General features: G+C 63.4%; 26 protein-coding genes, 1 tRNA gene and 1 other RNA gene. 8 read left to right on the top strand and 20 right to left on the bottom strand.

Annotated elements, in window-relative coordinates; translation table 11 throughout:
• The first annotated feature begins 6 nt into the window (after window positions 1-6).
• Window positions 7-354: a histone-like nucleoid-structuring protein Lsr2 gene (locus tag RY1_RS28135; RefSeq protein ID WP_072807363.1), complete on the top strand. Its 348-nt coding sequence runs from the start codon at window positions 7-9 to the stop codon at window positions 352-354.
• 184 nt (window positions 355-538) lie between these two features.
• Here the strand turns inward: RY1_RS28135 and RY1_RS28130 are convergent.
• The 19 genes from RY1_RS28130 to prfB form a co-directional block, all read right to left on the bottom strand.
• A tRNA-Ala gene (locus RY1_RS28130) sits at window positions 539-611 on the bottom strand.
• A gap of 97 nt (window positions 612-708) precedes the next feature.
• Window positions 709-1,458, bottom strand: a complete 750-nt coding sequence (locus tag RY1_RS28125) for a DsbA family protein (protein ID WP_072807344.1) — start codon at window positions 1,456-1,458, stop codon at window positions 709-711.
• 39 nt (window positions 1,459-1,497) lie between these two features.
• Complete coding sequence (locus RY1_RS28120; RefSeq protein ID WP_072807343.1) at window positions 1,498-2,727, bottom strand: MFS transporter; 1,230 nt, start codon at window positions 2,725-2,727, stop codon at window positions 1,498-1,500.
• Window positions 2,724-4,364, bottom strand: a complete 1,641-nt coding sequence (gene pgm / locus RY1_RS28115; protein WP_072807342.1) for a phosphoglucomutase (alpha-D-glucose-1,6-bisphosphate-dependent) — start codon at window positions 4,362-4,364, stop codon at window positions 2,724-2,726. The genes RY1_RS28120 and pgm overlap by 4 nt, the downstream gene beginning before the upstream one ends.
• A gap of 123 nt (window positions 4,365-4,487) precedes the next feature.
• A complete protein-coding gene (locus RY1_RS28110; protein WP_072807341.1) occupies window positions 4,488-5,282 on the bottom strand; it encodes a DUF1295 domain-containing protein in 795 nt (264 codons plus the stop codon).
• The gene (locus tag RY1_RS28105) at window positions 5,279-6,595 is read right to left on the bottom strand and encodes an SAM-dependent methyltransferase (RefSeq protein WP_072807340.1); all 1,317 of its coding nucleotides are present in this window, start codon (window positions 6,593-6,595) and stop codon (window positions 5,279-5,281) included. The genes RY1_RS28110 and RY1_RS28105 overlap by 4 nt, the downstream gene beginning before the upstream one ends.
• The gene (locus RY1_RS28100) at window positions 6,592-7,863 is read right to left on the bottom strand and encodes an SAM-dependent methyltransferase (protein ID WP_072807339.1); all 1,272 of its coding nucleotides are present in this window, start codon (window positions 7,861-7,863) and stop codon (window positions 6,592-6,594) included. The genes RY1_RS28105 and RY1_RS28100 overlap by 4 nt, the downstream gene beginning before the upstream one ends.
• Window positions 7,860-8,594, bottom strand: coding sequence for a DUF1365 domain-containing protein (locus tag RY1_RS28095; RefSeq protein WP_072807362.1), 735 nt, complete (start codon window positions 8,592-8,594; stop codon window positions 7,860-7,862). Before RY1_RS28095 ends, RY1_RS28100 begins: the two co-directional genes overlap by 4 nt.
• Window positions 8,591-9,856: an NAD(P)/FAD-dependent oxidoreductase gene (locus RY1_RS28090; RefSeq protein ID WP_072807338.1), complete on the bottom strand. Its 1,266-nt coding sequence runs from the start codon at window positions 9,854-9,856 to the stop codon at window positions 8,591-8,593. Before RY1_RS28090 ends, RY1_RS28095 begins: the two co-directional genes overlap by 4 nt.
• Window positions 9,853-10,521, bottom strand: a complete 669-nt coding sequence (locus tag RY1_RS28085; RefSeq protein ID WP_072807337.1) for an alpha/beta hydrolase — start codon at window positions 10,519-10,521, stop codon at window positions 9,853-9,855. The genes RY1_RS28090 and RY1_RS28085 overlap by 4 nt, the downstream gene beginning before the upstream one ends.
• Window positions 10,522-10,653: 132 nt before the next feature.
• Window positions 10,654-11,024, bottom strand: a transfer-messenger RNA (tmRNA) gene (gene ssrA, locus RY1_RS28080).
• Between the two features lie 82 nt (window positions 11,025-11,106).
• A complete protein-coding gene (locus RY1_RS28075; RefSeq protein ID WP_072807336.1) occupies window positions 11,107-12,474 on the bottom strand; it encodes an NAD(P)H-binding protein in 1,368 nt (455 codons plus the stop codon).
• Between the two features lie 67 nt (window positions 12,475-12,541).
• Complete coding sequence (locus RY1_RS28070; RefSeq protein ID WP_174565496.1) at window positions 12,542-13,405, bottom strand: DMT family transporter; 864 nt, start codon at window positions 13,403-13,405, stop codon at window positions 12,542-12,544.
• A complete protein-coding gene (gene smpB / locus RY1_RS28065) occupies window positions 13,402-13,875 on the bottom strand; it encodes an SsrA-binding protein SmpB (RefSeq protein WP_072807334.1) in 474 nt (157 codons plus the stop codon). The genes RY1_RS28070 and smpB overlap by 4 nt, the downstream gene beginning before the upstream one ends.
• A 121-nt stretch (window positions 13,876-13,996) precedes the next feature.
• Window positions 13,997-14,902: a permease-like cell division protein FtsX gene (gene ftsX, locus RY1_RS28060; RefSeq protein WP_072807333.1), complete on the bottom strand. Its 906-nt coding sequence runs from the start codon at window positions 14,900-14,902 to the stop codon at window positions 13,997-13,999.
• 65 nt (window positions 14,903-14,967) lie between these two features.
• Window positions 14,968-15,657, bottom strand: coding sequence for a cell division ATP-binding protein FtsE (gene ftsE / locus RY1_RS28055; protein WP_072807332.1), 690 nt, complete (start codon window positions 15,655-15,657; stop codon window positions 14,968-14,970).
• A 61-nt stretch (window positions 15,658-15,718) separates the two neighbouring features.
• Window positions 15,719-16,168: an Rv3103c transmembrane domain-containing protein gene (locus RY1_RS28050; protein ID WP_072807331.1), complete on the bottom strand. Its 450-nt coding sequence runs from the start codon at window positions 16,166-16,168 to the stop codon at window positions 15,719-15,721.
• Window positions 16,165-17,082, bottom strand: a complete 918-nt coding sequence (locus RY1_RS28045) for a mechanosensitive ion channel family protein (protein WP_072807330.1) — start codon at window positions 17,080-17,082, stop codon at window positions 16,165-16,167. The genes RY1_RS28050 and RY1_RS28045 overlap by 4 nt, the downstream gene beginning before the upstream one ends.
• Before the next feature lie 5 nt (window positions 17,083-17,087).
• Window positions 17,088-18,200, bottom strand: a complete 1,113-nt coding sequence (gene prfB / locus RY1_RS28040) for a peptide chain release factor 2 (RefSeq protein ID WP_072807361.1) — start codon at window positions 18,198-18,200, stop codon at window positions 17,088-17,090.
• Between the two features lie 400 nt (window positions 18,201-18,600).
• On the opposite strand from prfB, the gene RY1_RS28035 reads away from it, so the two are divergent.
• Together RY1_RS28035 and hisN are read left to right on the top strand one after the other, a co-directional pair.
• Window positions 18,601-19,092, top strand: a complete 492-nt coding sequence (locus tag RY1_RS28035; protein WP_072807329.1) for a beta-class carbonic anhydrase — start codon at window positions 18,601-18,603, stop codon at window positions 19,090-19,092.
• Window positions 19,093-19,152: 60 nt separating this feature from the next.
• Window positions 19,153-19,935, top strand: a complete 783-nt coding sequence (hisN, locus tag RY1_RS28030; protein ID WP_072807328.1) for a histidinol-phosphatase — start codon at window positions 19,153-19,155, stop codon at window positions 19,933-19,935.
• 9 nt (window positions 19,936-19,944) lie between these two features.
• Here the strand turns inward: hisN and RY1_RS28025 are convergent, their stop codons facing one another.
• On the bottom strand, window positions 19,945-20,313 hold the full coding sequence (locus tag RY1_RS28025) for a DUF1304 domain-containing protein (RefSeq protein WP_072807327.1): 369 nt from the start codon (window positions 20,311-20,313) through the stop codon (window positions 19,945-19,947).
• A gap of 124 nt (window positions 20,314-20,437) precedes the next feature.
• Between RY1_RS28025 and RY1_RS28020 the strand changes: the two genes are divergently transcribed.
• From RY1_RS28020 to RY1_RS28000, 5 genes are all read left to right on the top strand, one after another.
• On the top strand, window positions 20,438-21,844 hold the full coding sequence (locus RY1_RS28020; protein WP_072807360.1) for an acyl-CoA dehydrogenase family protein: 1,407 nt from the start codon (window positions 20,438-20,440) through the stop codon (window positions 21,842-21,844).
• A 55-nt stretch (window positions 21,845-21,899) separates the two neighbouring features.
• On the top strand, window positions 21,900-23,123 hold the full coding sequence (locus RY1_RS28015) for an acyl-CoA dehydrogenase family protein (RefSeq protein WP_072807326.1): 1,224 nt from the start codon (window positions 21,900-21,902) through the stop codon (window positions 23,121-23,123).
• 153 nt (window positions 23,124-23,276) lie between these two features.
• Window positions 23,277-23,612, top strand: coding sequence for a YciI family protein (locus RY1_RS28010; protein WP_072807325.1), 336 nt, complete (start codon window positions 23,277-23,279; stop codon window positions 23,610-23,612).
• A 13-nt stretch (window positions 23,613-23,625) separates the two neighbouring features.
• On the top strand, window positions 23,626-24,882 hold the full coding sequence (locus tag RY1_RS28005; RefSeq protein ID WP_072807324.1) for an RNA polymerase sigma factor: 1,257 nt from the start codon (window positions 23,626-23,628) through the stop codon (window positions 24,880-24,882).
• Between the two features lie 292 nt (window positions 24,883-25,174).
• On the top strand, window positions 25,175-25,399 hold the full coding sequence (locus RY1_RS28000; RefSeq protein ID WP_072807323.1) for a hypothetical protein: 225 nt from the start codon (window positions 25,175-25,177) through the stop codon (window positions 25,397-25,399).
• The last annotated feature ends 305 nt before the right edge of the window (window positions 25,400-25,704 follow it).

Raw genomic sequence — 25,704 nt, 5'->3', positions numbered from 1 at the left:
TACGGAATGGCCAAAAAAGTCTATGTACAACTCGTCGATGATATCGACGACAAGCCAATCGATTCCGGTGGCGAGCACATAACCTTTTCCGTCAACGGCGCCAGCTTCGAAATCGATCTGAGCGACAAGAACGCCAAAGAATTTCACCGCAAACTGAACTACTACATCGAACACTCCGCGCGAGTCGGTGGAAAACGAACCAAGAAGTCAGTCGGCGCCCAGGCATCGGGCGCGAAGCGCGACGCCAATCAGACCAAGGCCATTCGCGAATGGGCGAAGTCCAACGGCTACACCATTTCGGCACGAGGGCGTATCCCCGCCGAGGTGGAACAGGCATTCGACGCCGCTCACTGAGAACGTCGAACCCAAGTACTGGGAGTTGAACCCAAGTACTGGGAGTCGAACCCAAGCTCAGTCAGGTGTGCCGACGTTGGGGTGCGGAATCGTCGGCACACCTCGGCTGTGCTGCATGGGGTGACCGGACAGAACAAAACAGGGAGCCAACCCATTTGGATTGGCTCCCTGTTTCAGTATTACGTGGAGCTAAGGGGACTCGAACCCCTGACCCCCACACTGCCAGTGTGGTGCGCTACCAGCTGCGCCATAGCCCCGTACTTCGCTTCCGCGTTTGTCATGCGGTTGCTCGAACGAAGTTACACCATGCCCGCTCGGAGCGACAAATCACCTGGTCGTGGCTGTACCTCGAAGTCAGCCGATCGACTCGACCCACCCGGAATCGCGCAGCGCGTCGACCAGTTCTCCGTTGACCAGAACACCGGGTGTTCCCTGGGCTCCCGACGCAGCGAGCGCCTCCCGTGCGGCAGCTGCATCGGTCGTTGCCTCCGCTGATTTCTCACCCGAGGTGATGCATCGGGCGGTGGAATCGGACGCGCCGCTGGTGTGCGCGAGCGCGGCAAGCTCCGAATCGGATCGATCGGAGTCCGCGTTCTCCTCGGGCTGGAAATTCGAGTCGAACAGGCCTGCATGGAATGCGGAATACACAATCGCGTTCTCGGAGGCGGCGACGCAATGCGATGCGGCGACAGCACGACTCGAATAGTTCCCGCTCGCCGATGCCTCGTCCAACTGTGGGAGCACCACCATGTGATAGCGGACTGCAACGGATCCGTCGTCGATCTTCTGGGCGAGTTCCTGTCCGTGCTTGGTCTCGAGTTGCCCGCAGAACGGACACATCGGGTCTTCGAAGATGTCCACCGTGTCAGGTGCCCCTGGACGGCCGAGCTGGACTACGCCGCCGTCCTGCACCGTCGACACCACGGCCGGATCCTTGACCGAACCGTAACCGTCGTTGCGCGGAGCGTCGTCGCCGCGCTGCCACAGAATTGCGACGACGACCACCACGACCACCACAACGAGCGCCACACCGGCAAGAATGTAGGTGGACCTACTCGACGTCGGCTGCGGAGTGTGTTTGACACTGGATTTCTTTTGACTCACAGTCCGAATAGTACGGATGAGCCCACGATCGGCCCTATCTCACGCGGAAGATTCAGCTGCCTTCGATCGCACCATGGTGTCGGAGACACACAGCCACCACAGCGCCGCGGCGAGGAGAACGGCACCGGACATGACGAATGCTGCTCCGTACGAGTAGTACTGCACGACGGCGCCTGCCACGACGGGGCCGAGAATCGCACCGACGTCGGCCGTCATCTGGAATGTCGACAGAACCGGACCTCCGCGGGCTCTGGATCCGATGATGTCGGCCACCGCGGCCTGTTGCGGCGGCGTCATCGATCCCGAACCCAACCCGGCGATGAAGGACGCAGCCATGAACAGCAGCAGATTGTCGGTCAGACCGATCGCCGCTGTTCCCCCGGCCGACACGACGAGTCCGAGCACGATGAATGGTTTGCGGCCGCGGACGTCCGAGAGTCGACCGGAGGTGATCAACACCAAAGCGTTCCCGACGGCGAATACCGTGAGCGCGATCGCTGCAACCGCTGCCGACCGGTCGAGAACCTCGATCACGAACAGCGGAATCAGGGCTACACGAACCCCGAACACAGCCCAACCGGTGGCGAAGTTGGACGAGAGCGCCGCGCGATACGCCGGGATTTTCAGAGCGGCCCGCAGCGACAGCACAGGTACTGCCGAATCATTCTCGCCCCGTGTGTCGTTCGAATTGTCGAGGCTGAAGAAGACGACGGCTGCCGCGATCACGAGGGCGACGGCATAGATGATGAACGGTGCCCGCAGCCCGAGCCCGACGACAGCGCCGCCGAGCAGAGGCCCGCCGATCGACCCCATGAGAAAACTGGTCGCGTACATTCCCGACACACGACCACGACTGTGCGCCGGGCTCATTCGAATCAGAAGACCCAGTGCAGATACGGAGAACATCGTCGAGCCGACACCACCGAGTCCACGAAAGACCAGAAGTTGCCAGTATGTCTGCGCGAAGGCGCATGCACCCGTCGATACCGCGACGATGAGCAGACCCGTCAGATAGACCGGGCGTTCACCCAGTTTCTGTACGAGCGTTCCACTGGCGGGCGCGAACAGCAGACGCATCATGGCGAACGCACTGATCACCGCCGACGCCGCGACCACTCCGACACCGAATTCGGTCGCGAACTGGGGCAACGCAGGCGAGACGATCCCGAAGCCGAGCGCGATCACGAAACTCGCCGAGATCAGTACCCAGATTTCCGACGGCAGAGTTCGAACTTCTTCGACGTTGTCCGCTGTGTTCTGGCTCGTCACGATTGATTCAAGGCCTGCGACACCAGATCTCGTGCCGCGGACTGAACCTTCGCAAGGTGCGCCTCACCGTTGAACGACTCGGCGTAGATCTTGTACACGTCTTCCGTTCCGGACGGCCTCGCCGCGAACCAGGCGTTCTCGGTGGTCACTTTGAGTCCCCCGATAGCCGCACCGTTCCCCGGAGCCGCGGTCAGTGTCGCCGTGATCTTCTCACCCGCCAACTCCGTTGCCGTCACCTGCTCGGGTGAGAGGGCGGCTAGCACAGCCTTCTGCTCCCGAGTGGCGGGAGCATCGACACGCGCATATGCCGGACTTCCGTACTGCGCCGCGAACTCCGAGTACCGCTGAGACGGCGTCGTGCCGGTGACCGCGGTGATCTCGGACGCCAACAACGCCAGAATGATGCCGTCCTTGTCGGTGGTCCACACGCGTCCGTCCGCCCGAAGGAACGATGCTCCCGCGCTCTCTTCGCCGCCGAAACCGAGTTCGCCGTTCAACAGCCCTGGCACGAACCACTTGAACCCGACGGGAACCTCGAGAAGGTGTCGACCCAGGCCTGCAACGACTCGATCGATCATCGACGACGACACCAGGGTCTTGCCCACCCTGGTGTTCGGTGACCAACCGGGTCGGTGAGTGAAGAGATAATCGATCGCAACGGCCAGATAATGATTCGGATTCATCAGACCGCCGTCCGGGGTCACGATTCCGTGGCGATCGGAATCGGCGTCGTTTCCGGTAGCGATGTCGTAGGTGGTGCGGGCCGCGATCAGCGACGCCATCGCATTCGGCGACGAACAGTCCATCCGGATCTTGCCGTCGGTGTCGAGCGTCATGAATCGAAAAGTGGAGTCGACGAGTGGATTGACGACGGTGAGATCGAGGTTGTGGCGTTCGGCGATGGCATCCCAGTAGTCGACACTCGCGCCGCCGAGGGGGTCGGCGCCGATGCGCACTCCTGCGGCCCTGATCGCGTCGACGTCGACGACGTTCGGCAGGTCGTCGACATAGGTTCCGAGGAAGTCGTAGGTATCCACCATGGTCCGCCGGGCGGTCGCCAACGATACTCGCTTGACCCCGGTCAACCCGTCGCGGATCAGTTCGTTGGCCCGGGCCGCGATGACCGAGGTCGCATCGCTGTCGGCGGGCCCCCCATGCGGAGGGTTGTACTTGAAACCGCCGTCACGGGGCGGATTGTGCGATGGCGTCACCACGATGCCGTCGGCGCGGGCCGCGGACCCGGACGAGTTGTATCGCAGAATCGCGTGGCTCACGGCGGGCGTAGGGGTGTAGCGGTCACCCGAATCGACGAGAACCGAGACATCGTTGGCGGCAAGGACTTCGAGGGCGGTGGTCCACGCCGGCTCGGACAGCGCGTGCGTGTCGCGTCCGATGAACAGCGGTCCCGTTATGTCCTGCGCGGCGCGATACTCGACGATGGCTTGCGTCGTCGCCAGGATGTGCGCCTCGTTGAACGCGGTATCCAGACTGGACCCTCGATGCCCGGATGTGCCGAACACGACCTGCTGACCCGGATCGGACACATCCGGTGTCCGCGAGTAGTAAGCCGTCACGAGCTGAGCTACATCGACGAGGTCCTCGGGCAGTGCAACCGTTCCAGCTCGCTCGTGCGCCACGATGCGCCTTCCTCTCACCTCGGGGGTGTCACCGGGGATCTGTGTGACCGGGGATCGACCATCTCTCTACCGGTCAACACTAGTTCCCCCGACATCGATCCCGTCGGCGCACTGCACCAAGTGTCAGGTTCGCTTGGGCGGACGCGGAAGGAAGTAGCTGGTTCTCTCTTGATAGTGCTCGTACCCCGGCCGGGTCGACATGGTCTTCTCCAGCAGACGCGCACCGGTAGCGAACACCAAGAAGTAGGTCATCGCCACAGGAGAGAGCACGGTGACGACTCCCGGCCACGCCGACGCACACAGCAGAAAGATGCCCCACCACACGCATGCGTCGCCGAAGTAATTGGGATGACGCGTCCACGACCACAACCCGCGATCCATGATCTTGCCCCTGTTCGAGCCATCCGCTTTGAAGGCATTCAGCTGCGCGTCTCCGACGGCTTCGAACGTCAGCCCGATCACCCAGAGCACAACTCCCGCGGCGACGACCACCCCGACCGAACCGTGCGCTACAGCCGAAACCTGAATCGGCAGCGACACGAACCACAGCGCAACGCCCTGCGTCAGATAGATCTTCCGAAGCGCGTACAGAGTCCGATTGCCCGGCGCCTTCGAGAGCATCTCCTCGTATCGCGGATCCTCGCCCTTGCCGAGCGAACGACGAAACATGTGCGACGCGAGTCTCAGTCCCCAGATGGCGACGAGGGCCACGAGAAGCAGACGGCGCCACAGCTCACCGGTGCCCACGGCGGCCGCGACGACGGCGATCAGTACGAATCCACCGCCCCACGTCACATCCACGACGTTGTGCCTGCCTGTACGAGATCCGATCAGCGCTGTCACCGCCATCAGAATCACGGTCGCGGCGAGGCTGCTCACCGTGACGATCAGGAAGTCCGACCAGTCGAACGAATTCACAGTTCGTGCCCTGCCGCGCCCACCCAGTGCGGGCGAACCGGATCCATGTCGACACGGCCGTGCGAGTCGGGACGTACCGACAGAATCTGGTCGACGCCCATGCGTCCGTCACGGAACGCCATACCCCCACCGACGAGGTACAGCCGCCACACCCGTGCGACTTCCTCACCCACGAGGGCGACGACGTCGTCCCATCGGTTCTCGAATCGCTCGGTCCATTCCTCGACCGTCCGGACGTAGTGCTCGCGCAGTGCATGAACGTCGCGTACCTCCAGCCCCGCCTCCTCGATCATCGCGACGGTTCTTCCGACCGGCCGCATGTACATGTCGGGCGCGATGAAGGACTCGATGAACGCACCTCCCCCCGGGTTGTCACCCTCCTTGCGCGACATCTGTTGAATCAGCACACGACCACCGGGGCGCACGTTCCTGTGCAGCGCCGCAGTGTAGGTCGGGTAGTTCTTCTCACCGACGTGCTCACCCATCTCGATCGAGGCCACTGCGTCGAACGGACCGTCCGGAATCTCGCGATAGTCCTGAATACGGATCTCGACACGGTCCTGCAGTCCAAGGTCGGCAATACGCTTGTCCACGAATGCCTTCTGCTCGCGCGAGATCGTCACGCCGACCACCTGAGCGTCGTAGTGCTCGGCGGCATGCAGGCTCAGTGAACCCCACCCGCAGCCCACGTCGAGAAATCGCTGCCCTGGTCTCTCGTCGAGCCCGATCTTTCGGCAGACCAGATCCAATTTGTCTCGCTGGGCGTCGGCGAGCGTGTAGTTCTCGCTCGTCGACGTCCAGTATCCCGACGAGTACGCCATGCGTGGATCGAGTACCAGCTCGTAGAAATCATTGGACAGGTCGTAGTGGTGACTGATGGCTGCTCGGTCACGCACCAGAGAATGCAGGCGCCCCTTCACCACTGCCTGCGAGCGAGGTGGTGCAAGTGGCTTACCGAATACACCGAGTTCCTTCGCGAGTGCAGCCAGTTTCACCACTGCGATCGGAGACGGGCGCACCGCCTGCAGGCGCCTGGACCGTACCTCGGACCAGACATGATCGAGTGCGTCGCCCACGTCCCCGTCGACATCGAGTTCGCCGAGCACGTAAGCCTGTGCAGCACCCAGCTCGCCCGGGTTCCACAGCAGTCGGCGCAGAACGTCGGGGGTCTTCACCCTCACCGTCGGAGCTCCGAGCGTGCCCGCAACGCTGCCGTCCCAGGCCTCGAGGCGGACCGGCAGGTCACCCCCGACGAGCGGCCGCAGTAGTTCGGCGATGCGCGAAGCAATGCCGTCGTCTCGAGTGCTGCTCATCTGTCTTCCCTCCGGTCGAGCACGATCTGTTGTACGTCCAGGTAACCGGACCGAAATCCGGCCGCCGAGTAGCACAGGTAGAAGTGCCACATTCGGCCGAACACGCTGTCGAAACCCAGATCCGCCGTCTCCCGTGCATGGGCGCGGAAGGTCTCGTCCCAACGCTCCAACGTCCGCGCGTAATGGTCACCCATCGACAAACGTTCTCGCACACGAAGTCTCGTCTGCTTCTCGGTCACCTCTTCGATGGCGCGAATGGACGGGAGGAACCCACCGGGAAATATGTACTTGTGCACCCAGGTGTAGGTGTTCCTCGTGGCGAGCATCCGGTCGTGCGGCATGGTGATCGCTTGAATCGCGACGCGTCCGCCGGGTGCGAGAAGGCGGTCGATCGTCTCGAAGTACGTACCCCAGTACTGATGTCCGACGGCCTCGATCATCTCGACCGAGACCACAGCGTCGTATTCGCCGTCGACCGAACGATAATCCAACAGATCGACCTGCACTCGCTCGGCGCATCCGGCTTCCGAGATGCGTTTGCCGGCGAGTTCCTGCTGCTCGGTCGACAGCGTCACCGAGCGAACCGTCGCGCCGCGCTCGGCGGCCCGGATCGCGAGTTCTCCCCAGCCGGTGCCGATTTCGAGGACCCTGCTGCCGTTTCCGACTCCCGCCCGATCGAGAAGACGGTCGATCTTGCGCCGTTGTGCATCGGCCAGCGATTCACCGTCGTCGTTCGTGCCGGGGCGTGCGAAGAGGGCGCTCGAGTAGGTCATCGTCTCGTCGAGGAAGAGCTCGAACAGATCGTTCGACAGATCGTAATGTCGCGAAATGTTCGACCTCGTATTCTTGGTCGTATTACGTTCCGCACGAGGCGGTTTGGGAACATACAGGCCACGAAGTCGCTGCAACGACCTGGGAATGAGCGAGGCCATTCGCGTGGCGAAGACCTCGAGAACCGCGGTGAGGTCGTCTGCGTCCCAGTCCCCTGCCATATATGCCTCGCCGAAACCGATGAGCCCGCTCTCTCCCACACGAGCGGCGAAATCCGCAGGGCGCCTGATCGTCATCAACGGAGACTCGGCTGTGCCTCCGCCGATGAGCGAACCGTCGTCCATCAGCACTCGGACGGGCAGCCTGCCGACGGCTCGGCGGAACAGGAAGTCGGCGACCGGGGCCGCCACTGTCGACTTCACGCCGGCCGGCACGTGCGCGATCCCGGGCCATACCTGCCGATCGACGTCCGAATCGGCTCGAAGAACCGTTGTCATCTGTTCACCTTTCCTACAGCGGGAGCGCTCGGCTTCGGACGGATCGGAAGGCCTCTGGCCCACAACCGAATTCCTTGCCAGCGGATCTGCAGCACCACTCGTAGCGGCGCCAGCGGGACTGCACATGCCGCCCGTATCAGGGCTCGTGTGCTCGCGGCCCGCCGCGAACCGACCACGTTCGCAACGAACGGCGGAGAATCGTCTCGCTCGAGCACGATGGACAGCGCCAACGATGTCTCGGGCTCGGGAAGCCGCATCCGATATTCACCCTCGACGTCGTTGAACGGCGAGACGTAGAACTCCTTGCGTGTGCGTGCCGCGCCGCGTTCGTCGGTATGGAGCAGATACGCATGGCGTTCGCCGTAGGTGTTGTGCACTTCGGCAACCACGCAGACCAGCCGATCACGACGGTCATGGCACCAGAACACGCTGAGCGGGTTGAACGTGTGTCCGAGCACCCGTGCGCTCGCCAGCATCGTGATTCGTCCACCTTCCAGGTCGACGTCGCGCTCGGCGAGAAAGGCGTCGAGATTGGCTCGGATCGAGCGATCGGGGTCGCCGATGTGATCTCGCGCGTCGAACACGGCCAAAGGGCGCGCCCACGAAGCGATACGCGGCATGTCGTCGAGATCGACGAACCAGCTGTAACTCCGGTAGCGGAATCGATTGCGAAGGGGCGCAGTGCGGACGTGCTCGATCGTGGTGGTGTAGATCGCGTTGGTCCCCGTCATGTCCACCGTCCGCCGATGCGTTCGGCGGCCTCCTTGCCCGATTTCGCGCCGTCTTCGTGGAAGCCCCATCCGTGATACGCGCCCGCGAATGCCAGCGTGTCCGTGTCCAGCTCCGGAAGTCGTTTCTGCGCAGCCAACGACTGCGGCGTGTACTGCGGATGTTCGTAGGTCATCTCGTCCACGACGGTCCTCGGGTCGACGACGTCGGATCCGCCGAGCGTGACGAGATACCGGCCAGGACCGTCCAGCCGTTGCAGCCGCGTCATGTCATAGCTGACCAGAACGTTCTCCGGTTCGGCGCCACACGTCGGTATCCGATAGTTCCAGGACGCACGTGCCCGAACGGCTGCAGGCAGAACCGACTCGTCGGTGTGCAACTGTGTTCGATTGACCGAGTACGGCATAGCACCCAGCACCTGATGTTCGGTCGCGGTCGGCTCGGCAAGAATTTTCAGTGCCTGGTGTGGATGCACCGCGATCACCGCGGCGTCGAAGTGTCGGAGCTCATCCGCGGAGTCCCGGATGTCCACCCCGTTCTCGTGCCGATAGACCGCCCGCACAGGCGTACTCAACCGGACCTCGTCGATCTGCTCGGCCACGCGTGTCACGTACTCGATGGATCCACCTGTCACCGTTCGCCATACGGGCGACCCGGTGACACTGAGCATTCCGTGGTGGTCGAGGAACGTGAAGAGATAGCGTGCCGGATAGCGCAGTGATGTCGCAGGGTCGCACGACCACACCGCCGACACCAGCGGTGCCATGAAGTGCGAAGCGAAGTAACCGGAGAATCGATTTCGCGACAGGAACTCGGCCAGCGTCTCGTTCTCGTGCGGAGTACCCGATCCGAGCACCGCGATCGCCTCGCGATGAAAGCGCTTGACCTCGAGCAACATCGCCAGGTACCGCGGACGAGCAAGCGTTCGGATCGATGGGATCAGGCCTTTGGTTCCCTGCCCGCCCGAGTACTCGAGGCCGCAGCCGTCACATCGAATGGACATGCTCATATCGGATTCACTGGTCGGCACATCGAGTTCGGCGAACAGACGAAGTAGCGTCGGATAGGTGCGATCGTTGTGGACGATGAATCCCGTATCCACCCCGATCGGCCCCGTCGGGCCGTCGACGTAGTGGGTATCGGCATGTCCGCCGAGTCGGTCATCTGCTTCGAACACGGTGACGTGGGCCGATTTCGACAACACGTAGGCGGCGGTGAGGCCCGCAACTCCGCTCCCCACGACTGCAACGGATCGGCGCGTCACCCGGTCACTCCGTCCGTCTCGGCAGGAACACGCCCGACCATGTCCATCACGAACTCGGTGGTCGTCTTCACCCACGACCGCGGTCGACGAATCATGAAGTGTCCACCGGGCATCGAGAAGAACGCGGCATCCACCCCTGCGTTCGCTGCAGCTTCGGTCGCACGCCGCGATGTGGCCGCATCGGTCCAACTGTCCGAATCTCCGTGCACGACCCTGAGAATCTGACTCGTTCTCATCGCCTCCACCTCACCTCCGTCCGGCCACCACGGCGCCAAGGCCACGACCCCACGGACGAGAGGATCGTCGGCGACTGCGGCGGCGGTTCGACCACCCATCGAATGCCCGACGACGACGACATGAACGTCGGGATAGTCGTGGTGAATCCGGCGCAGCGCCCATCTGGCATCCCTCACCGGACTGCGCTCGATGCCGTTCCATCCCCGGAACCGGTACTGCAGCTGCGCCACGAGAAGACCTCGGCTGCGCCCTGCGCTTCGGAGTGCACGCGTGAACTGCCACATCCGCACCGCCGACAGATGCCATGGCCTACTCGGCGAGAGACTGTCGACCTTGCCTCCGTGCAGCACGAGGACGACGCACTCTACGGGCGCGCCGGAAGAAGGTGTGCGTCCGGTCCACAGCCTCGGCTCATGGGGCTTGTTCATACCCCGTATTCGACACAGCTCGCGGCGCGGGTTGGGTCGATGTTCTGGGGGCTCGAGTTACTGGAATCACAGACAGACATTGGACGAAAAAACGCCGGGCCGGTGAGCATGTCGCTCTCCGGCCCGGCGCCTGTGTGGAGCTGCCGGGAATCGAACCCGGGTCCTCCGCTGCGTTGCCAGGGCTTCTCCGTGTGCAGTCTGCTATGCCTCTACTTGGATCTCCTGATCTCGCAAACAAGCCAGGATGACGATCCCAGCCACTGTTTGATGTTCCTCATCACTCCGTGGCCGAGTGAATCGGTAAGCCCTCTAGCTGATGCCAGTACCCGGACCGAGGGCGAATCCGGACTGACAGACACGCAGTCGCTACTTAGGCAGCGAGTGCGTAGTCGCGCTGATTGGAATCGGCGCTTATATGTTTGCGATGACGCTTACGGTGGTCTCTCGCCTGCACCGACACGCTTCCCCTGACTCAACATACAGAGTCGAAACCGTTCAGCCCCGTATGGCCCGTGCACTCTGCTCGGGCTGTTCAGTGTAACAAGCTCGCCGGACAGAATCATCCCGATATATGCCGGCTCCTCGTCAGGCCCGATCGATCTGCTCGACGACGGCCGCCAACATGCGCCCTGCCAGCACCTTCCGCAGTGGAAACGAGCCGTACCAACTCACACGCCCGGCGAGCCCTCGTGGGAAGAAGTCGAGCCGTTGCTCCAGACGCGTTCCGCCACCTGCTGATTTCGCCTCCAACCGAACCCACGCGTTCCCGGGGATCGACGCGGTACAGACCAGCCGAACGCTATCCGTCGACCCGTCGTCGTCGATGCGCCATCCTGACGACCCGACCGCATGGACGGCGTCTCGGAGGCGGCGGCGGATCGCATCCGGTTCGGTGCCGAGATAGACGCTCCGAATATCCGAGTAGACCACTTCGCCCGCCCAATCCGGATCGGACGGAAGCGGATCCGACGGTGCGGACGAGGTGTCGGCCCACGTCGACTCCGTCTCGCCCTCCTCGATGTTGCGTAGTGCCAGGCGAACGGACTCGCGATAGGACGTCAGCCCGTTGTCGGGACGGCCGATGACACGGTCGATATCCGACTCGTGCATCACCGCGTCGTACTGCAACGACTCGATCAGAGGCATCGCCAGACCGCGAGGCATCGGTGTCACCAGCCCGATCCAATGGCCGGCAAGCCGAGGTGTGAGGACCGGCAGCACGAGCATGCGGCGCTGGCGCAGACCCGCGACGTCGGCATAGGTGTTCATCATTTCGCCGTATTCCATGACATCGGGTCCCCCGACGTCGAACGTTCGGCTATGAGGAAGTTCGGCGGTGGCTGCCTCGGCGAGGTAGTGCAGGATGTCACGGACGGCGATCGGCTGGATCCGATTGTGTACCCACCGCGGCGTCGTCATGACTGGCAGACGGTTGGTCAGATGGCGAATCATCTCGAACGATGCGGAGCCCGCACCGATCACGACACCGGCTTGCAGTACGAAAGTCGGCGTCGGCGACTCGATCAGAATTCGGCCCACCTCGGCGCGAGACGACAAGTGAGGCGACAGCTCGCCCGTCTCGGGATGGAGCCCACCCAGGTAGACGATCCGACCGACGCCTGAGTCCGCGGCGACGGCCGCCACGTTCTCCGCGCTCGCCCGCTCGGCCGCGGCGAAATCCTCGTGCCCGGGCGCGCCCATCGAATGGACGAGGTAATAGATGACGTCGACGTCGGCGAACGCCGATTTCAGCGACTCACGATCGCCGAGGTCACCGCGCGCGACCTCCACTCGGTCAGCCCACGGCACGCCGTGTAACTTCTCGGGATTTCGGGCCAGAACCCGGACTGTGTATCCCGCATCGAGAAGCCGCGGTGCCAGCCGTCCACCCAGATATCCTGTTGCACCGGTGACGAGTACTCGCGTGGGGGCTGCGCTGTGTGGGACGGTCATCGTCTGTCGATACCCCTGCCCGACGGGATTCAATCTGCGCCCGTAGCTGTGCGACGGTAGTCACGCGCTATGCGACGGCGATCAAACCCACCGCCGCGAGAGCCAGAAGCATTCCTGCCTGTTGCAGTCGCCCCACCCGCTCTCCCAGCATGATCATCGCCAGCATCACCGTCGCTGCAGGGTAGAGCGATGCGATGACGCTGACGAGCGAAAGCAACCCGCCCTGGTACGCGTAGAGCAGCGCCGCGTTCGCGGCAACGTCGAGCACTCCCACGAAGGCGGCCAATTTCAGTACGCTGCCGTGCGGCGGGGAGAAGTGTCCCGAGGCGAGTGCCACGCACCACACGACGGCGGTGGCCGACGCCCGCGACGCGGCCAACGGCCACAGCCCCGACCCGTCGCCGATCCGATGCAGGCAGATGAACGCCACCGCGAACGTCACGCCCGACCCGACCGTCAGCCACGCGACGGTCCGCGTGAACTTCATCTCACGGCCGCCTGCCACCTCGCCGGTGGTCGTATCGGGAGATTCCTTGCTGACGAGCAGAACCGCGACCAACGCCAACGCGATGCCGACGAAGGCGAGTGCTCCGGGACGCTCCCCGATCGCGAATCCTGCAACCACCGGAATTCCTGCGACGAGCACAGCGGTCAACGGAGAGACCACCGCCATCGGCCCCGAGGCCAGTGCCAGGTAGAACCACCAGACGGCGAGACCGCCGGCGACTCCCGACGCCAATCCCCACAGGATCGGTGTCAACGACACCGATCCGCCGACGAACGGCGCGATCAGCAGGACCACCACCAGGGAGAACGGATACGAGACTATGACGACTCGCAGCGCCGCCACTCGCCTGGACGCGACTCCACCCACGAAATCACTGACGCCGTACCCGACTGCCGCAACCAGAGCGAGGAGGATCGCGGTCAGCGCATGCCCTTGATCCGACGACCCAGTTCGCGGGTCACTTCACGTTCTGCCGTTCGCCGAGCCAGGTCCTGCCGCTTGTCGTAGTCCTGCTTACCCTTGGCGAGCGCGAGTTCGACCTTGACCTTGCCGTCGGAGAAGTACATGGACAACGGAACGAGCGTCAGGCTTCCTTCTTTGACCTTGCCGACGAGACGTTCGATTTCACGCTTGTGCAACAACAGCTTTCGGGTACGACGCGGCGCATGGTTGGTCCAACTGCCCTGCGTGTATTCGGGAATGTGCAATCCACGCAACCAGATTTCGCCGTCGTCGACCGTCGCGAACGCATCCGCCAGCGACGCTTTTCCTTCGCGCAGACTCTTCACCTCGGTGCCGACGAGCGCGATCCCTGCCTCGTACACGTCGAGGATCGAGTAGTGGTGTCGCGCTTTTCTGTTGGTCGCAATGGCCTTGCGGCCCTTTTCTTTCACTGCAGGGCCCTTTCTCGAGCGCCGTCATGGCGTGCGCGTGTCGCCGCACACAACCGCTCCAGCATAGAACCGACGCGCAATCGATTTTCTTCCGGCAGTCATCCGACCGACACGGGCACTCTCACTCGCGTACGTACAGACGAAGCGTGATGTAACCGGTAATAGCTGCCATTCCGACTCCGACGAGCGCAAGGAACGGTGAGACCAGCAGAACGTCGCTGTTCGAGATCCGCGCCAGTATGTTGGCGTCGTAGACATCGGACAGCACGTCGTCGATGAAGATGTTCTTGGCCGTGAACAATCCGGCGATGGCAAGCGCGGAACCGATGAGCGCTGCCACCACCGCCTCGAGCAGGAACGGTAGCTGCGTGTACCACCGCGTCGCACCCACCAGACGCATGATCCCGACCTCTGTTCGTCTGGTGAACGCGGCGATCTGGACCATGTTGGCGATCAACAGGACAGCGGCGATCGCCTGGACGATGGCAATCGCGAACGCAGCATTGCGAACACCGTTGAGGACACTGAAGAGCCGCTCCACCAGGTCACGCTGGTTGAGCACACTCTGCACCCCCGGCCGTCCCGCGAAGTTGTCGTTGATCACGCCGAACCGTTCCGGGTCGTTCAACTTGACCTTGAACGACGCCGGGAAGCTGTCCGGACTGACCAATTCCGCCAGCTCGGGCTGATCCTTGAACACACGCTCGGTGGCGTCCTTCACCGCATCGTCGCGGTTGAGGTACTGCACGGACTCGACGGACGGTGTCTGTTCGAGATCGCTGCGCAGAGTGCGGCACGTGTCCTGCGCGCAATCGGGGTCCGTTGCCGAGATGTCGTCGGTGAGGAAGATCTGCACCTCGACCCGGTCAAGGAAGATCTGCTGCGTCTTGCCCGCCATCTGAACCACGAGCAGTCCGCCACCGAACAGACCGAGCGAGATCGCGGTCGTGAGAATCATGGCAATGGTCATGGTGATGTTCCGACGCAATCCGGTCAGAACCTCACTGGTGATGAAACTTGCGCGCATCGCGGTATCCGGGCCCTTCGGTGTGTGCAGAAAGAAGAAAGTCGTCGTCGGGTGTCCGAGAAGCGCTACCTGCCGACGCCGTACACCCCGCGGGCCTCGTCACGCACCACACGGCCGTTGTCCAGTTCGATGACCCGTCGTCGCATCGAATCCACGATGTGGTTGTCGTGCGTGGCCATCAGGACGGTCGTCCCGGTGCGGTTGATCCGCTCCAGCAGCATCATGATGTCCTGGCTCGTGTCCGGGTCCAGGTTGCCGGTCGGCTCGTCCGCAAGAAGCACAAGGGGCCGATTGACGAATGCGCGTGCGATAGCCACACGTTGCTGTTCGCCACCCGAGAGTTCGGTGGGTAGCCGATCGGACTTACCGCCGAGACCGACCAGATCGAGGACCTCCGGGACCGTTCGCTTGATCATCGAGCGCGGCTTCCCGATCACTTCGAGAGCGAACGCGACGTTCTCGACGACGGTCTTCTGCTGCAGAAGGCGGAAGTCCTGGAACACACATCCCATGCTCTGGCGCAATCTGGGGACGCGCCGCGAGGACAGCCTGTTGACGTGGAAGTCCGCCACATGGATGTCACCGGAGGTCGGCGTATCTTCCTTCAGCAGCAGACGCATGAACGTGGACTTGCCCGAGCCGGACGGGCCGATGAGGAAGACGAACTCGCCCTTGTCCACGGAGACGGTCACGTTGTCCAGTGCAGGCCTGGTCGACGTCTTGTAGGACTTGGACACATTCGTGGTGCTGATCACGGGTCGCCAGTGTAGTCCTTACCGACCGGTAACCGGCCGAAGCATCGGACCGGGCGAGGCGTCATGGAGTTCCGGTGGCGCTCGGCGGCGCGGGCAGCAACGAACGCAGCTGAGGCGGAATAGTCAGCCCTGGTAGATATGTCGGATCCTGCGTCGTCGACCCCTCCTGCCCGCCTGTCGACGAACCGGGCGCACCCGACGTTCCTTCCTGACTCGACGGGTCCTGCGTGCCCGACGGCGAGGTAGTGGTTACCGTCGGCACGGTGGTCGACGGTTCGGTGTACTGCTCCTCGGGCTGCTGCTGCGGCCCGGTCTGGTACTGACTGGTGTCCACCGCAGTCGGACCGTTGACCACAGCGGCAGGCTCGGGCCGCACCTGGTCGTAGAGGAGCGCCGTGAGGATGAAGCACACTCCGATCAGCACCGTCGACGTGCGTACCCGGCCGAACAAGCGCGTCGGGATCACCCAGGATCGACGCGGCCGATCCGGATCGGAGTCGGGTTCGGTCACAGATCTTCCTCCCGGTTGCGGGTCGTGCCGTCGGGAGCGACGCCCGCGGTGGAAACGTCCGGACTGACGCTGATGCCTTCGGGCTGCAATGCGGCTGCGACGCGCACTCGCAGGTCGCGACCGACCTGAAATTGCTTGCCCGGCAGAGTACGAGCAACGAGTCGTACGTTCACCTGGTCGACCTCGATGCTCTCGACACCCATCACCGTGGGTTCGTCGAGCAGCAGCGGCCGAAGGCGTGCGTCCTCGAATGCCGTGTGCCCGACCTGTCGCAGTATCTCGTTCACTCGGTTCAGGTCCGCGATCGACGGCACCGGCACGTCGACCACTGCGCGCGCCCAGTCCTTCGACAAGTTGATCGCTTTGACGATCTGCCCGTTCGGCACGGTGATGACCTCGCCGTCGACGCTGCGGACCCGGGTCACGCGTAGCGTCACGTCCTCGACGGTTCCCTCGGCGTCCTCCGCCGAACCGTTGACGGCGATCTGGACGACGTCGCCGTAACCGTACTGGCGTTCAGTGATGATGAAGAATCCGGCAAGAATGTCCTGCACCACGCGCTGCGCGCCGAAGCCGAGCGCTGCACCGAGAACCGTCGCCGGTGCCACGAGGCTCGTCACCGCGAAGCCGAATCTACGCAGCACTTCGATCGTGACGAGTACGTAGACGATGGTTACCGCTACCCACGTGATGACCTGTGCGAGGGCGTGACGGTGTTTGGCGGCCTCGGTCCTGACGAGGGCGTCGCTGTGCTGGTAGTTCGAGTCGATGCGAGTGGTGATTCGCGAACCGACCCAACTGATCAACCGCGCGACGAGCATTCCGCCGAGGACGTACAGCACGATTTCCAAGCCGCTGCCGTACATCCATCCCCGCAGATCGGATGGGAGGCCGAGCGAGAGCGCCGAGTACATCGTCTCTACTCGTCTCCCCTCATACGCCAGCGAATTCCGGCCTCCAGGAATCCGTCGATGTCGCCGTCGAGCACAGAGCTGGGGTTGTTCACCTCGTACTCGGTCCTCAAGTCCTTCACCATCTGGTACGGATGCAGAACGTAGGAGCGCATCTGGTTTCCCCACGAGCTGCCGCCGTCACCCTTGAGGGCATCCATCTCGGCGCGCTCTTCCTTGCGCTTGACTTCGAGCAACTTGGCTTGGAGCACGCGCATCGCGGACACCTTGTTCTGAAGCTGCGACTTCTCGTTCTGACAGGTCACGACGATGCCGGTCGGAATATGCGTCAGACGCACAGCAGAGTCGGTCGTGTTGACCGACTGCCCACCGGGCCCCGACGAGCGGTAGACGTCGACTCTGATGTCGCCTTCCGGAATCTCGATGTGATCGGTGGTCTCGACGACCGGGAGTACCTCGACCTCGGCGAACGACGTCTGCCGACGACCTTGGTTGTCGAACGGGCTGATGCGGACGAGTCGATGCGTGCCTTGCTCGACCGAGAGCGTGCCGTATGTGTAGGGCGCTTTCACCGCGAACGTCGCGCTCTTGATACCTGCTTCTTCCGCGTACGAGGTGTCGTACACCTCGACGCTGTATCCATGCTTCTCGGCCCACCGAATGTACATGCGCATGAGCATCTCGGCCCAGTCGGCGGCGTCGATACCGCCTGCGCCGGATCGGATGTTCACCAGCGCGTCGCGTTGGTCGTACTCACCCGACAGCAGAGTGCGCACCTCGGCTGCGGCGATGTCCTCGCGTAGAGATGCGCGCTCGGCATCCGCATCGGCCGTTGCCGACGCAGCGGCGTCGCCTTCCTCTCCTTCGGCGAGTTCGTACAGCACCGGCACGTCCTCCAGCCTTTGCCGAAGAGCCTCGACGCGACGCAGTTCCGCCTGCGCGTGCGACAGCGCACTGGTCACCTGTTGCGCGTGTTCCTGGTCGTTCCACAGATCGGGTGACGCGGCCTGGTGTTCGAGTTCGTCGATCCGTCGACGCAGTTCCTCGACATCGAGAACCGACTCGATGGTGGTGAGGGTGATGTCGAGTTCGTTCAGGTCCGCGGAGACGTCAGGATGCACGAGAGACAACGTTACCGGCAGCGGGCCCGTCACCGAACCGGCGCCTGCGCCCGGTAGCGACACAGGTCACACTTTCGCACTCACCTTCCGACCCATCCGCGCCGTGAGCAGGTTCGATGCCCCCGAGATCCCTGGTCAGCAGCGCGTATGCCTGCTACTTTTCCCTCATCGACACATACGCATGCGGCTATGCCTCACGACCCGCAACTTCGGTACCGGACACAGGCCATGCGCGCTGCGTCAAGGATCCGCTGCTCGTTGCCCGTCGACATGTGGACTTCTGCCGAACCGATACCAGCCTCTGTCGCTGAACCGGTTCACCCCGATCGCCAGGGCCCGACCGGCGCCCAGGCGTACCGACCCCCCAGAATCCACCCCCCAGAATCCACGAGGAGCACCCATGTCCGTCACCGACGACTACCTGAAGAACAACGCCGACTACGCAGCCCAGTTCGACGGCCCACTGCCTCTACCACCGTCGAAGCACGTCGCCGTTGTTGCTTGCATGGACGCACGCTTGGACGTGTATCGCATTCTCGGACTGAAGGAGGGCGAGGCGCACGTCATCCGTAATGCGGGAGGCGTGGTCACCGACGACGAGATCCGGTCGCTCGCCATCAGTCAGCGACTTCTCGGCACCAAGGAAATCATCCTGATCCACCACACGGATTGCGGCATGCTCACCTTCACCGACGACGACTTCAAGAAGGGGATTCAAGACGAGATCGGCATCAAGCCCAATTGGGCTGCGGAAGCGTTCGGCGATCTGGACGCCGACGTCCGCCAGTCGATTGCTCGCATCGAGCAGAGCCCGTTCGTCACCAAGCACGAATCGATTCGCGGATTCGTCTTCGACGTCGCAACCGGAAAGCTGAACGAGGTCACCGCCTGATCTCGTACGACTCGCTGGAGGGGGTGACGGTCGTACCGTCACCCCCTCTACTGTTGACGCGTGACCGACCACATCGCTGACCTGCAGCTCGCTCTGTCCATCGCCGACCAGGCCGACGACATCACGCGCGATCGCTTCCTTGCTCTCGATCTCGAGGTCGACGACAAACCCGACCTGAGCCCGGTCAGCGACGCAGACCTCGCCGTGGAGAAGAAGGTCAGATCGATCCTCGGCCAGGAACGTCCTGCCGATGCGATCCTCGGGGAGGAATTCGGTGGTGACGCAGTGTTGAGCGGCCGCCAGTGGGTGGTCGATCCGATCGACGGAACCAAGAACTACGTCCGCGGGGTACCGATCTGGGCCACGCTCATCGCACTGCTGGAGGACGGCATTCCGGTCGTCGGGGTCGTCAGCGCTCCCGCATTGAATCGTCGGTGGTGGGCAGCACTGTCCAACGGTGCGTGGACGTCGTACGACGGCGGCGACGCCCGCAAGATATCCGTCTCCTCGGTACGTGAGTTGTCGTCGGCGAGTTTGAGTTTCGCGAGCCTGTCCGGATGGAAGGAACTCGGGCTTCGCGAGAAATTCGTCGATCTGACCGACGCGGTCTGGCGCGTGCGCGGTTACGGCGACTTCTTCTCCTACTGCCTGCTCGCCGAGGGAGCTCTCGACGTCGCCGCCGAACCCGAGGTGTCGCTGTGGGATCTGGCGCCACTGGACATCCTCGTGCGCGAGGCCGGAGGACGGTTCACCTCGCTCGACGGCGCACCGGGGCCCCACGGCGGGAATGCCGTTGCCACGAACGGAGTACTGCACGAGAACGTTCTCGCAGCGTTTGGATAGCCGTTCGCGTCACCCGATTGCGGCGATCACGACCGCAATCAACGGAGTGATGCCCTGCACGAATGCGGCCCGGAAGTACTTTCTGCCGCCCGTTGCAAGCACGAATGCTGCTCCGACGATGCTCAGACACGCGAAAACGACGATCGCGTGGCCTGCCGATCCCCCGATGACGAGACCGACCACGATGCCGACGGCCAGGAACAGATTGTAGAAACCCTGGTTGAACGCCATCGGCTGCACGATGTCGGCGTCGGACTGCGACGCAACGCCGAACCGCTTCCAAATCACGGGTCTGGTCCACACGACACTCTCCATCACGAAGATGGCCGCGTGAAGGACAGCTGCGACTGCGGCGAATATCTGAGCAAGTACCGGCACGGCTCAGATGCTGCCACACCTGCCCTGACGTGCACAGAGCGTGGCTTTCTTACTCGGGAGTAGACAGCTAACTTACTCCGCAGTAAGATCGATGGAGTCCGAGCCCGACACCGAGAAACAGCTGGTGATCATGAGCAAGCAAGACAGTGCGATAGAGACGAAGCGCCAGGCGCCTCGCGATACGTCCGCGGTTGGCCTCAACCCGTTCAAGCGAGATGCCATCGGCACCGCGATGCGCGTGCTCACGGCCATCACCGGATCGGAGCTGGCGGAGAAGTACAACCTCCGGCAGACCATCGACCGGGTGACGTACCAGAGCACCAAGTCCGGGTTCAGAACCCTCGGCGCCGCGACGCGCACATTCGCGAAAGTCGCCGGAGGCGACAAGCCTGCACGTCTGGACGACGCAGCGGTCAAGAACCTCGACTACTTCGACCTGACTCCGGACGACGAGCAGCGCATGATCGTCGAAACCGTGAAGGAATTCGCCGAGGAGATCCTCCGCCCAGCCGCGTTCGACGCAGACGCGTCCGCATCCTCACCCGAGGATCTGGTTCGTCGCAGCGCCGAATTGGGCATCACCCTCATCAACGTGCCCGAAGAACTCGACGGCGCGGCAACCGAGCGCGGCGCCGTCACCAACGTCTTGGTCGCCGAAGCTCTCGCGCACGGCGACATGGGACTTGCACTCCCCATTCTGGCACCGAGCGGTGTCGCGGTCGCCCTCACACAGTGGGGCACCGAGGCTCAGCAGAAGACATATCTGCCTGCCTTCGTCGGCGAGAAGGTCCCCAACGCTGCAGTCGTCGTCAACGAACCACGCGCCCTGTTCGATCCATTCGCTCTGCAGACCAAAGCGGTCCGCTCCCCCAGCGGCTACAGGATCAACGGCGTCAAGAGCCTCGTCCCGGCCGCCGGGAGTTCCGAGCTGTTCGTCGTCGCAGCCGAGCTCGAAGGCCGACCGGCATTCTTCATCGTCGAGTCCGACACCAAGGGTGTCGTCGTCGAGGCCGATCCAAGCATGGGACTCCGCGCTGCAGGCCTGGGCAGAATTCACCTGACGGACGTCGCCGTCCCCGAATCCGCTCTACTTGGCGACGGTGACAGCGACCGGCGCGCTCTGGATTACGCGGACGCGATCAGCTCGGCTCGGCTCGGGTGGTCAGCCCTCGCAGCCGGTACCAGCCAGGCTGTTCTCGACTACGTCGTGCCGTACGTCAACGAGCGCGAGGCGTTCGGTGAGCCGGTCAGCCATCGCCAGGCTGTCGCATTCATGGTCGCGAACATCGCGATCGAGCTCGATGGTCTACGCCTGGTCACTCTGCGCGGAGCCTCCCGTGCAGAGCAGGGCAAGTCGTTCGCGCGCGAAGCCGCACTGGCCCGACGCCTGGCATCGGAGAAGGGCATGCAAATCGGGTCCGACGGGGTTCAGTTGCTCGGCGGGCACGGATTCACCAAGGAACATCCAGTGGAGCGTTGGTACCGCGACCTCCGCGCGGTAGGCGTTGCCGAGGGCATCGTTCTCGTGTGATTCGCCGTCTTTCGTAGACATCACCCCTGCAGACCTTGACCCAAGGACACATACGATGATCAATCTCGAACTACCCAAGAAGCTTCGGGCACAGGCGAATCAGGCACACCAGGTCGCGGCGGAGATACTGCGCCCGATCTCGCGCAAGTACGATCTCGCCGAGCACTCGTACCCCGTCGAACTCGACACCATGGCGTCGATGGTCGAGGGCATGTCCGACGCAGGAAACGACATCGGCGGGGCCGCCGGTGGTCGCGAGAAGGACAGCGAATCCGCACCCAAACCGAGCAAGACTGCCAATTCCAACGGCGGCAACATGGCCGCGCTCATCAACGTCATCGAAACCTGCTGGGGTGATGTGGGTCTGACGCTCTCGATCCCGTACCAAGGTCTCGGAAACTCGGCCATCGCCGCCGTCTCGACCGACGAACAGCTCGAGCGGTTCGGCAAGGTGTGGGCATCCATGGCCATCACCGAGCCCAGCTTCGGATCGGACTCCGCAGCCGTCACGGCAACTGCGCGGCTCGATGGAGACGAGTGGGTTCTCAACGGAGAGAAGATCTTCGTGACTGCGGGTGAGCGATCCACTCACGTGGTGGTGTGGGCGAGCGTGGACAAGTCGAAGGGGCGGGCCGCGATCAAGTCGTTCGTCGTGCCCCGTGACGCACCCGGTCTCAGTGTCGCGCGCCTCGAACACAAGCTGGGCATCAAAGCGTCCGACACTGCAGTTCTCCTGCTCGAGGATTGCCGCATCCCGAAGGACAACCTTCTCGGCTCCGCGGAAGTCAACACCGAGAAGGGCTTCGCGGGCGTCATGCAGACGTTCGACAACACTCGGCCTCTCGTTGCAGGCATGGCAATCGGTGTCGCTCGCGCGGCACTCGAAGAACTCCGATCGATCCTCGACGACGCGGGCGTCGAAATCTCGTACTCGACACCCGCGTACAACCAGCATGCGGCCGCCGCGGAGTTCCTGAGGCTCGAGGCCGACTGGGAGGCATCGCACCTCCTCGCGCTACGTGCAGCGTGGATGGCGGACAACAAGGAACCCAACTCGCTGCAGGCGTCGATGGCGAAGGCGAAGGCGGGAAGGTCCGCAACCGACATCACCCTCAAGGCCGTCGAGCTCGCAGGCACATACGGCTACTCCGAGCGTCCTCTTCTCGAGAAGTGGAGCCGCGACTCGAAGATTCTCGATATCTTCGAAGGCACTCAGCAAATTCAGCAACTGATCGTGGCGCGTCGCGTGCTCGGCAAGACCAGCGCCGAGCTCAAGTAGTTCGGTCACTCACGAGAAAACCCGCCGACGGCACCTGCCGACGGCGGGTTTTTCGCATGTTCGAAGATTCTTCACGCATCGTGTCGAAAGCGGCCGACTCCGTTCGTCGTCATCATGTAAGTAACGTCGGACACGCCACTGAGGAGCCTCACCATGAAGTACATGCTGCTGATCAACGCACCGAGCGCCGATTTCGACAACGGCTGCACGCCCGAGGACTGGGTGCGCTTCGGTAAGGAGATGGAGAACGCAGGCGTCTGGGTAACCGGACACGCCCTTGCCGACCTGACATCCGCAACCACCGTGCAGGTGTCCGACGACGGACACCGAAACATCACCGACGGCCCGTTCGCCGAGACTCGCGAAGTTCTCGGCGGCTTCGAGGTCATCGATGTTCCCGATCTCGACGCCGCCCTCGACTGGGCCGCCCGCTGCCCCGGTTCTCGCGGTGGCGGTTCGGTGGTCGTTCGTCCGATCGCGGATTTCTGAGAACGTCTCGGCGATGGACGGCAGCACAGGGATGTCCCTCGAGTCGGTGTTTCGCGAGGAGCACGGTCGACTTCTGGCCACGCTCGTGCGGCGCTACGGTGATCTCGACCTCGCAGAGGACGTCACCTCGGACGCAATCGAGGCTGCGCTGACGCACTGGCCCACCGACGGTGTGCCGACCAAGCCCGGTGCCTGGCTGCTGACCACAGCACGGCGCCGGGCAGTCGACAGGCTCCGACGCGACACATCGTATGCCGCACGTCTGGCCATCCTGCAGGTCGACCAGGACCGAGCCGGGCCTGCGCCTGACGCCGACGTCACCGGTTCGGGGATTCCCGACGATCGGTTGCAACTGTTCTTCACGTGCGCTCATCCCGCGTTGGGAGCGGACGATCGTGTCGCGCTCACATTGCGCTGCCTCGCGCACCTGACGACGCCCGAGGTCGCCCGTGCGTTTCTGATCTCTCCGTCGACTGCAGGACAGCGAATATCGCGGGCCAAGAAGAAGATTCGCGACGCTCGGATTCCCTTCCGTGTTCCCGACGCCGCGGAGTTGCCGGAGCGGCTTCCTGGCGTACTCCAGGTCGTGTACTCGGTGTTCACCGAGGGGTACGCCGCGTCGTCCGGCGAGATACTGATGCGCGTGGATCTTGCCGATGAAGCAATTCGATTGGGCCGCATACTTCGTACGTTGTTGCCGCGTGAGCGCGAGACCGCCGGGCTGCTCGCGTTGATGTTGCTGGTGCATGCCAGGCGGAACGCACGCACCGGCAGGGACGGCGAGATCATGATGCTCGACGAGCAGGACCGTAGCCTATGGGATCGAGAAATGATCGCAGAGGGAACCTCCCTGGTCGTCGATGCGCTCACCGGCGGGCATCCCGGTTCGTACGGTGTGCAAGCTGCGATCGCGGCGCTGCACGACGAGGCCTCTGACGCATCCACCGTCGACTGGCCTCAGATCGTGGCGCTGTACGGAGTGTTGTCCTCCATCGCGCCGTCGCCGATCGTATCGCTCAATCGAGCCGCAGCCGTCGCGATGCGAGACGGCCCGGCCGAGGGTCTCGCGCTGCTCGAGTCACTTGCCGACGAGCCGCTCCTGCAGAACTACCACCCGTTCCCCGCTGCCCGAGGCGATCTGCTGCTGCGGCTCGATCGAAGACCAGAGGCCGCCCAGCAGTTCCGCAGAGCCCTGGAACTGGCACGCACCGAACCGGAGCGGAAGCACTTGCGCCGAAAGATCCTGCACACGGAGACATTCGACGCCTGAGTCGCCAATTTGCTTGATGTCCCAACGGATCGGATCGCCCGGCTGCGCCCGTCCCGGGTTCCGAGCGCGGGCGTGTAGCAGTGTAAACGCACCGCTGTATAGCAGAGAAAAGCCGTGCAGGCGGGCAGCACTGTAGGCGGCACATGTGTTGCTCTGTGCCGCTCCTGGCGTCTCAGGCCCCCTGCGCGGAGCCCCACCCGCGGGGCGCAGGGACGACAAGCCCCCTACGCCCCGCGGTCAGGCAGGCGGTGGTACGCCCGGCTCCGACCCGCAGGTCCCAGGCCCATCAGACTTGTCCGATCCTGCACTGCCCGATCCTGCGCTGTCGGAAGCTGTGATGTTCGATCCTGCGCTGTTCGATCCTGCGCCGTTCCATCCTGCGCTGTCCGATCCTGCGCTGTTCGATCCTGCGCTGTTCGATCCTGGGTTGTTCGATCGTGCGCCGTTCGATCCTGCGTTGTCGGAAGCTGTGTTGTTAGGTCCTGTCCCGCCCCAGAATCTACTGTCCTGCGCCTGACCGCCCTGCGCCTGCCTGCCCTGCGCCTGCCTGCCCTGCGCCGCTGCGTCCTGCGCTGCCCGGTCTTTCGGCACCTGCACCGACCCCGCCCCGGACTGCGCAGAATAGATGTACTCGTTCGGATGATGAAAATGATTGACCCGACCCCGACGAGAAGGATCCACCGACACCGGAGCATGCCACAACGTACGACCCGGATACTCATGACCCGGACCCGCCTTCGTCGTCGCCCACTGACCATCACCCGAACCCACCCACCCATGATGCTCATCGCACCCGAACGTCAACGAATCGATATCAGTACT

The sequence above is a fragment of the Rhodococcus yunnanensis NBRC 103083 genome, from assembly GCF_001895005.1.
In the GTDB taxonomy this organism is placed as follows: domain Bacteria; phylum Actinomycetota; class Actinomycetes; order Mycobacteriales; family Mycobacteriaceae; genus Rhodococcoides; species Rhodococcoides yunnanense.
The sequence above is the reverse complement of the archived record's forward strand: the minus strand, read 5'-3'. Positions and strand labels throughout refer to the sequence as shown.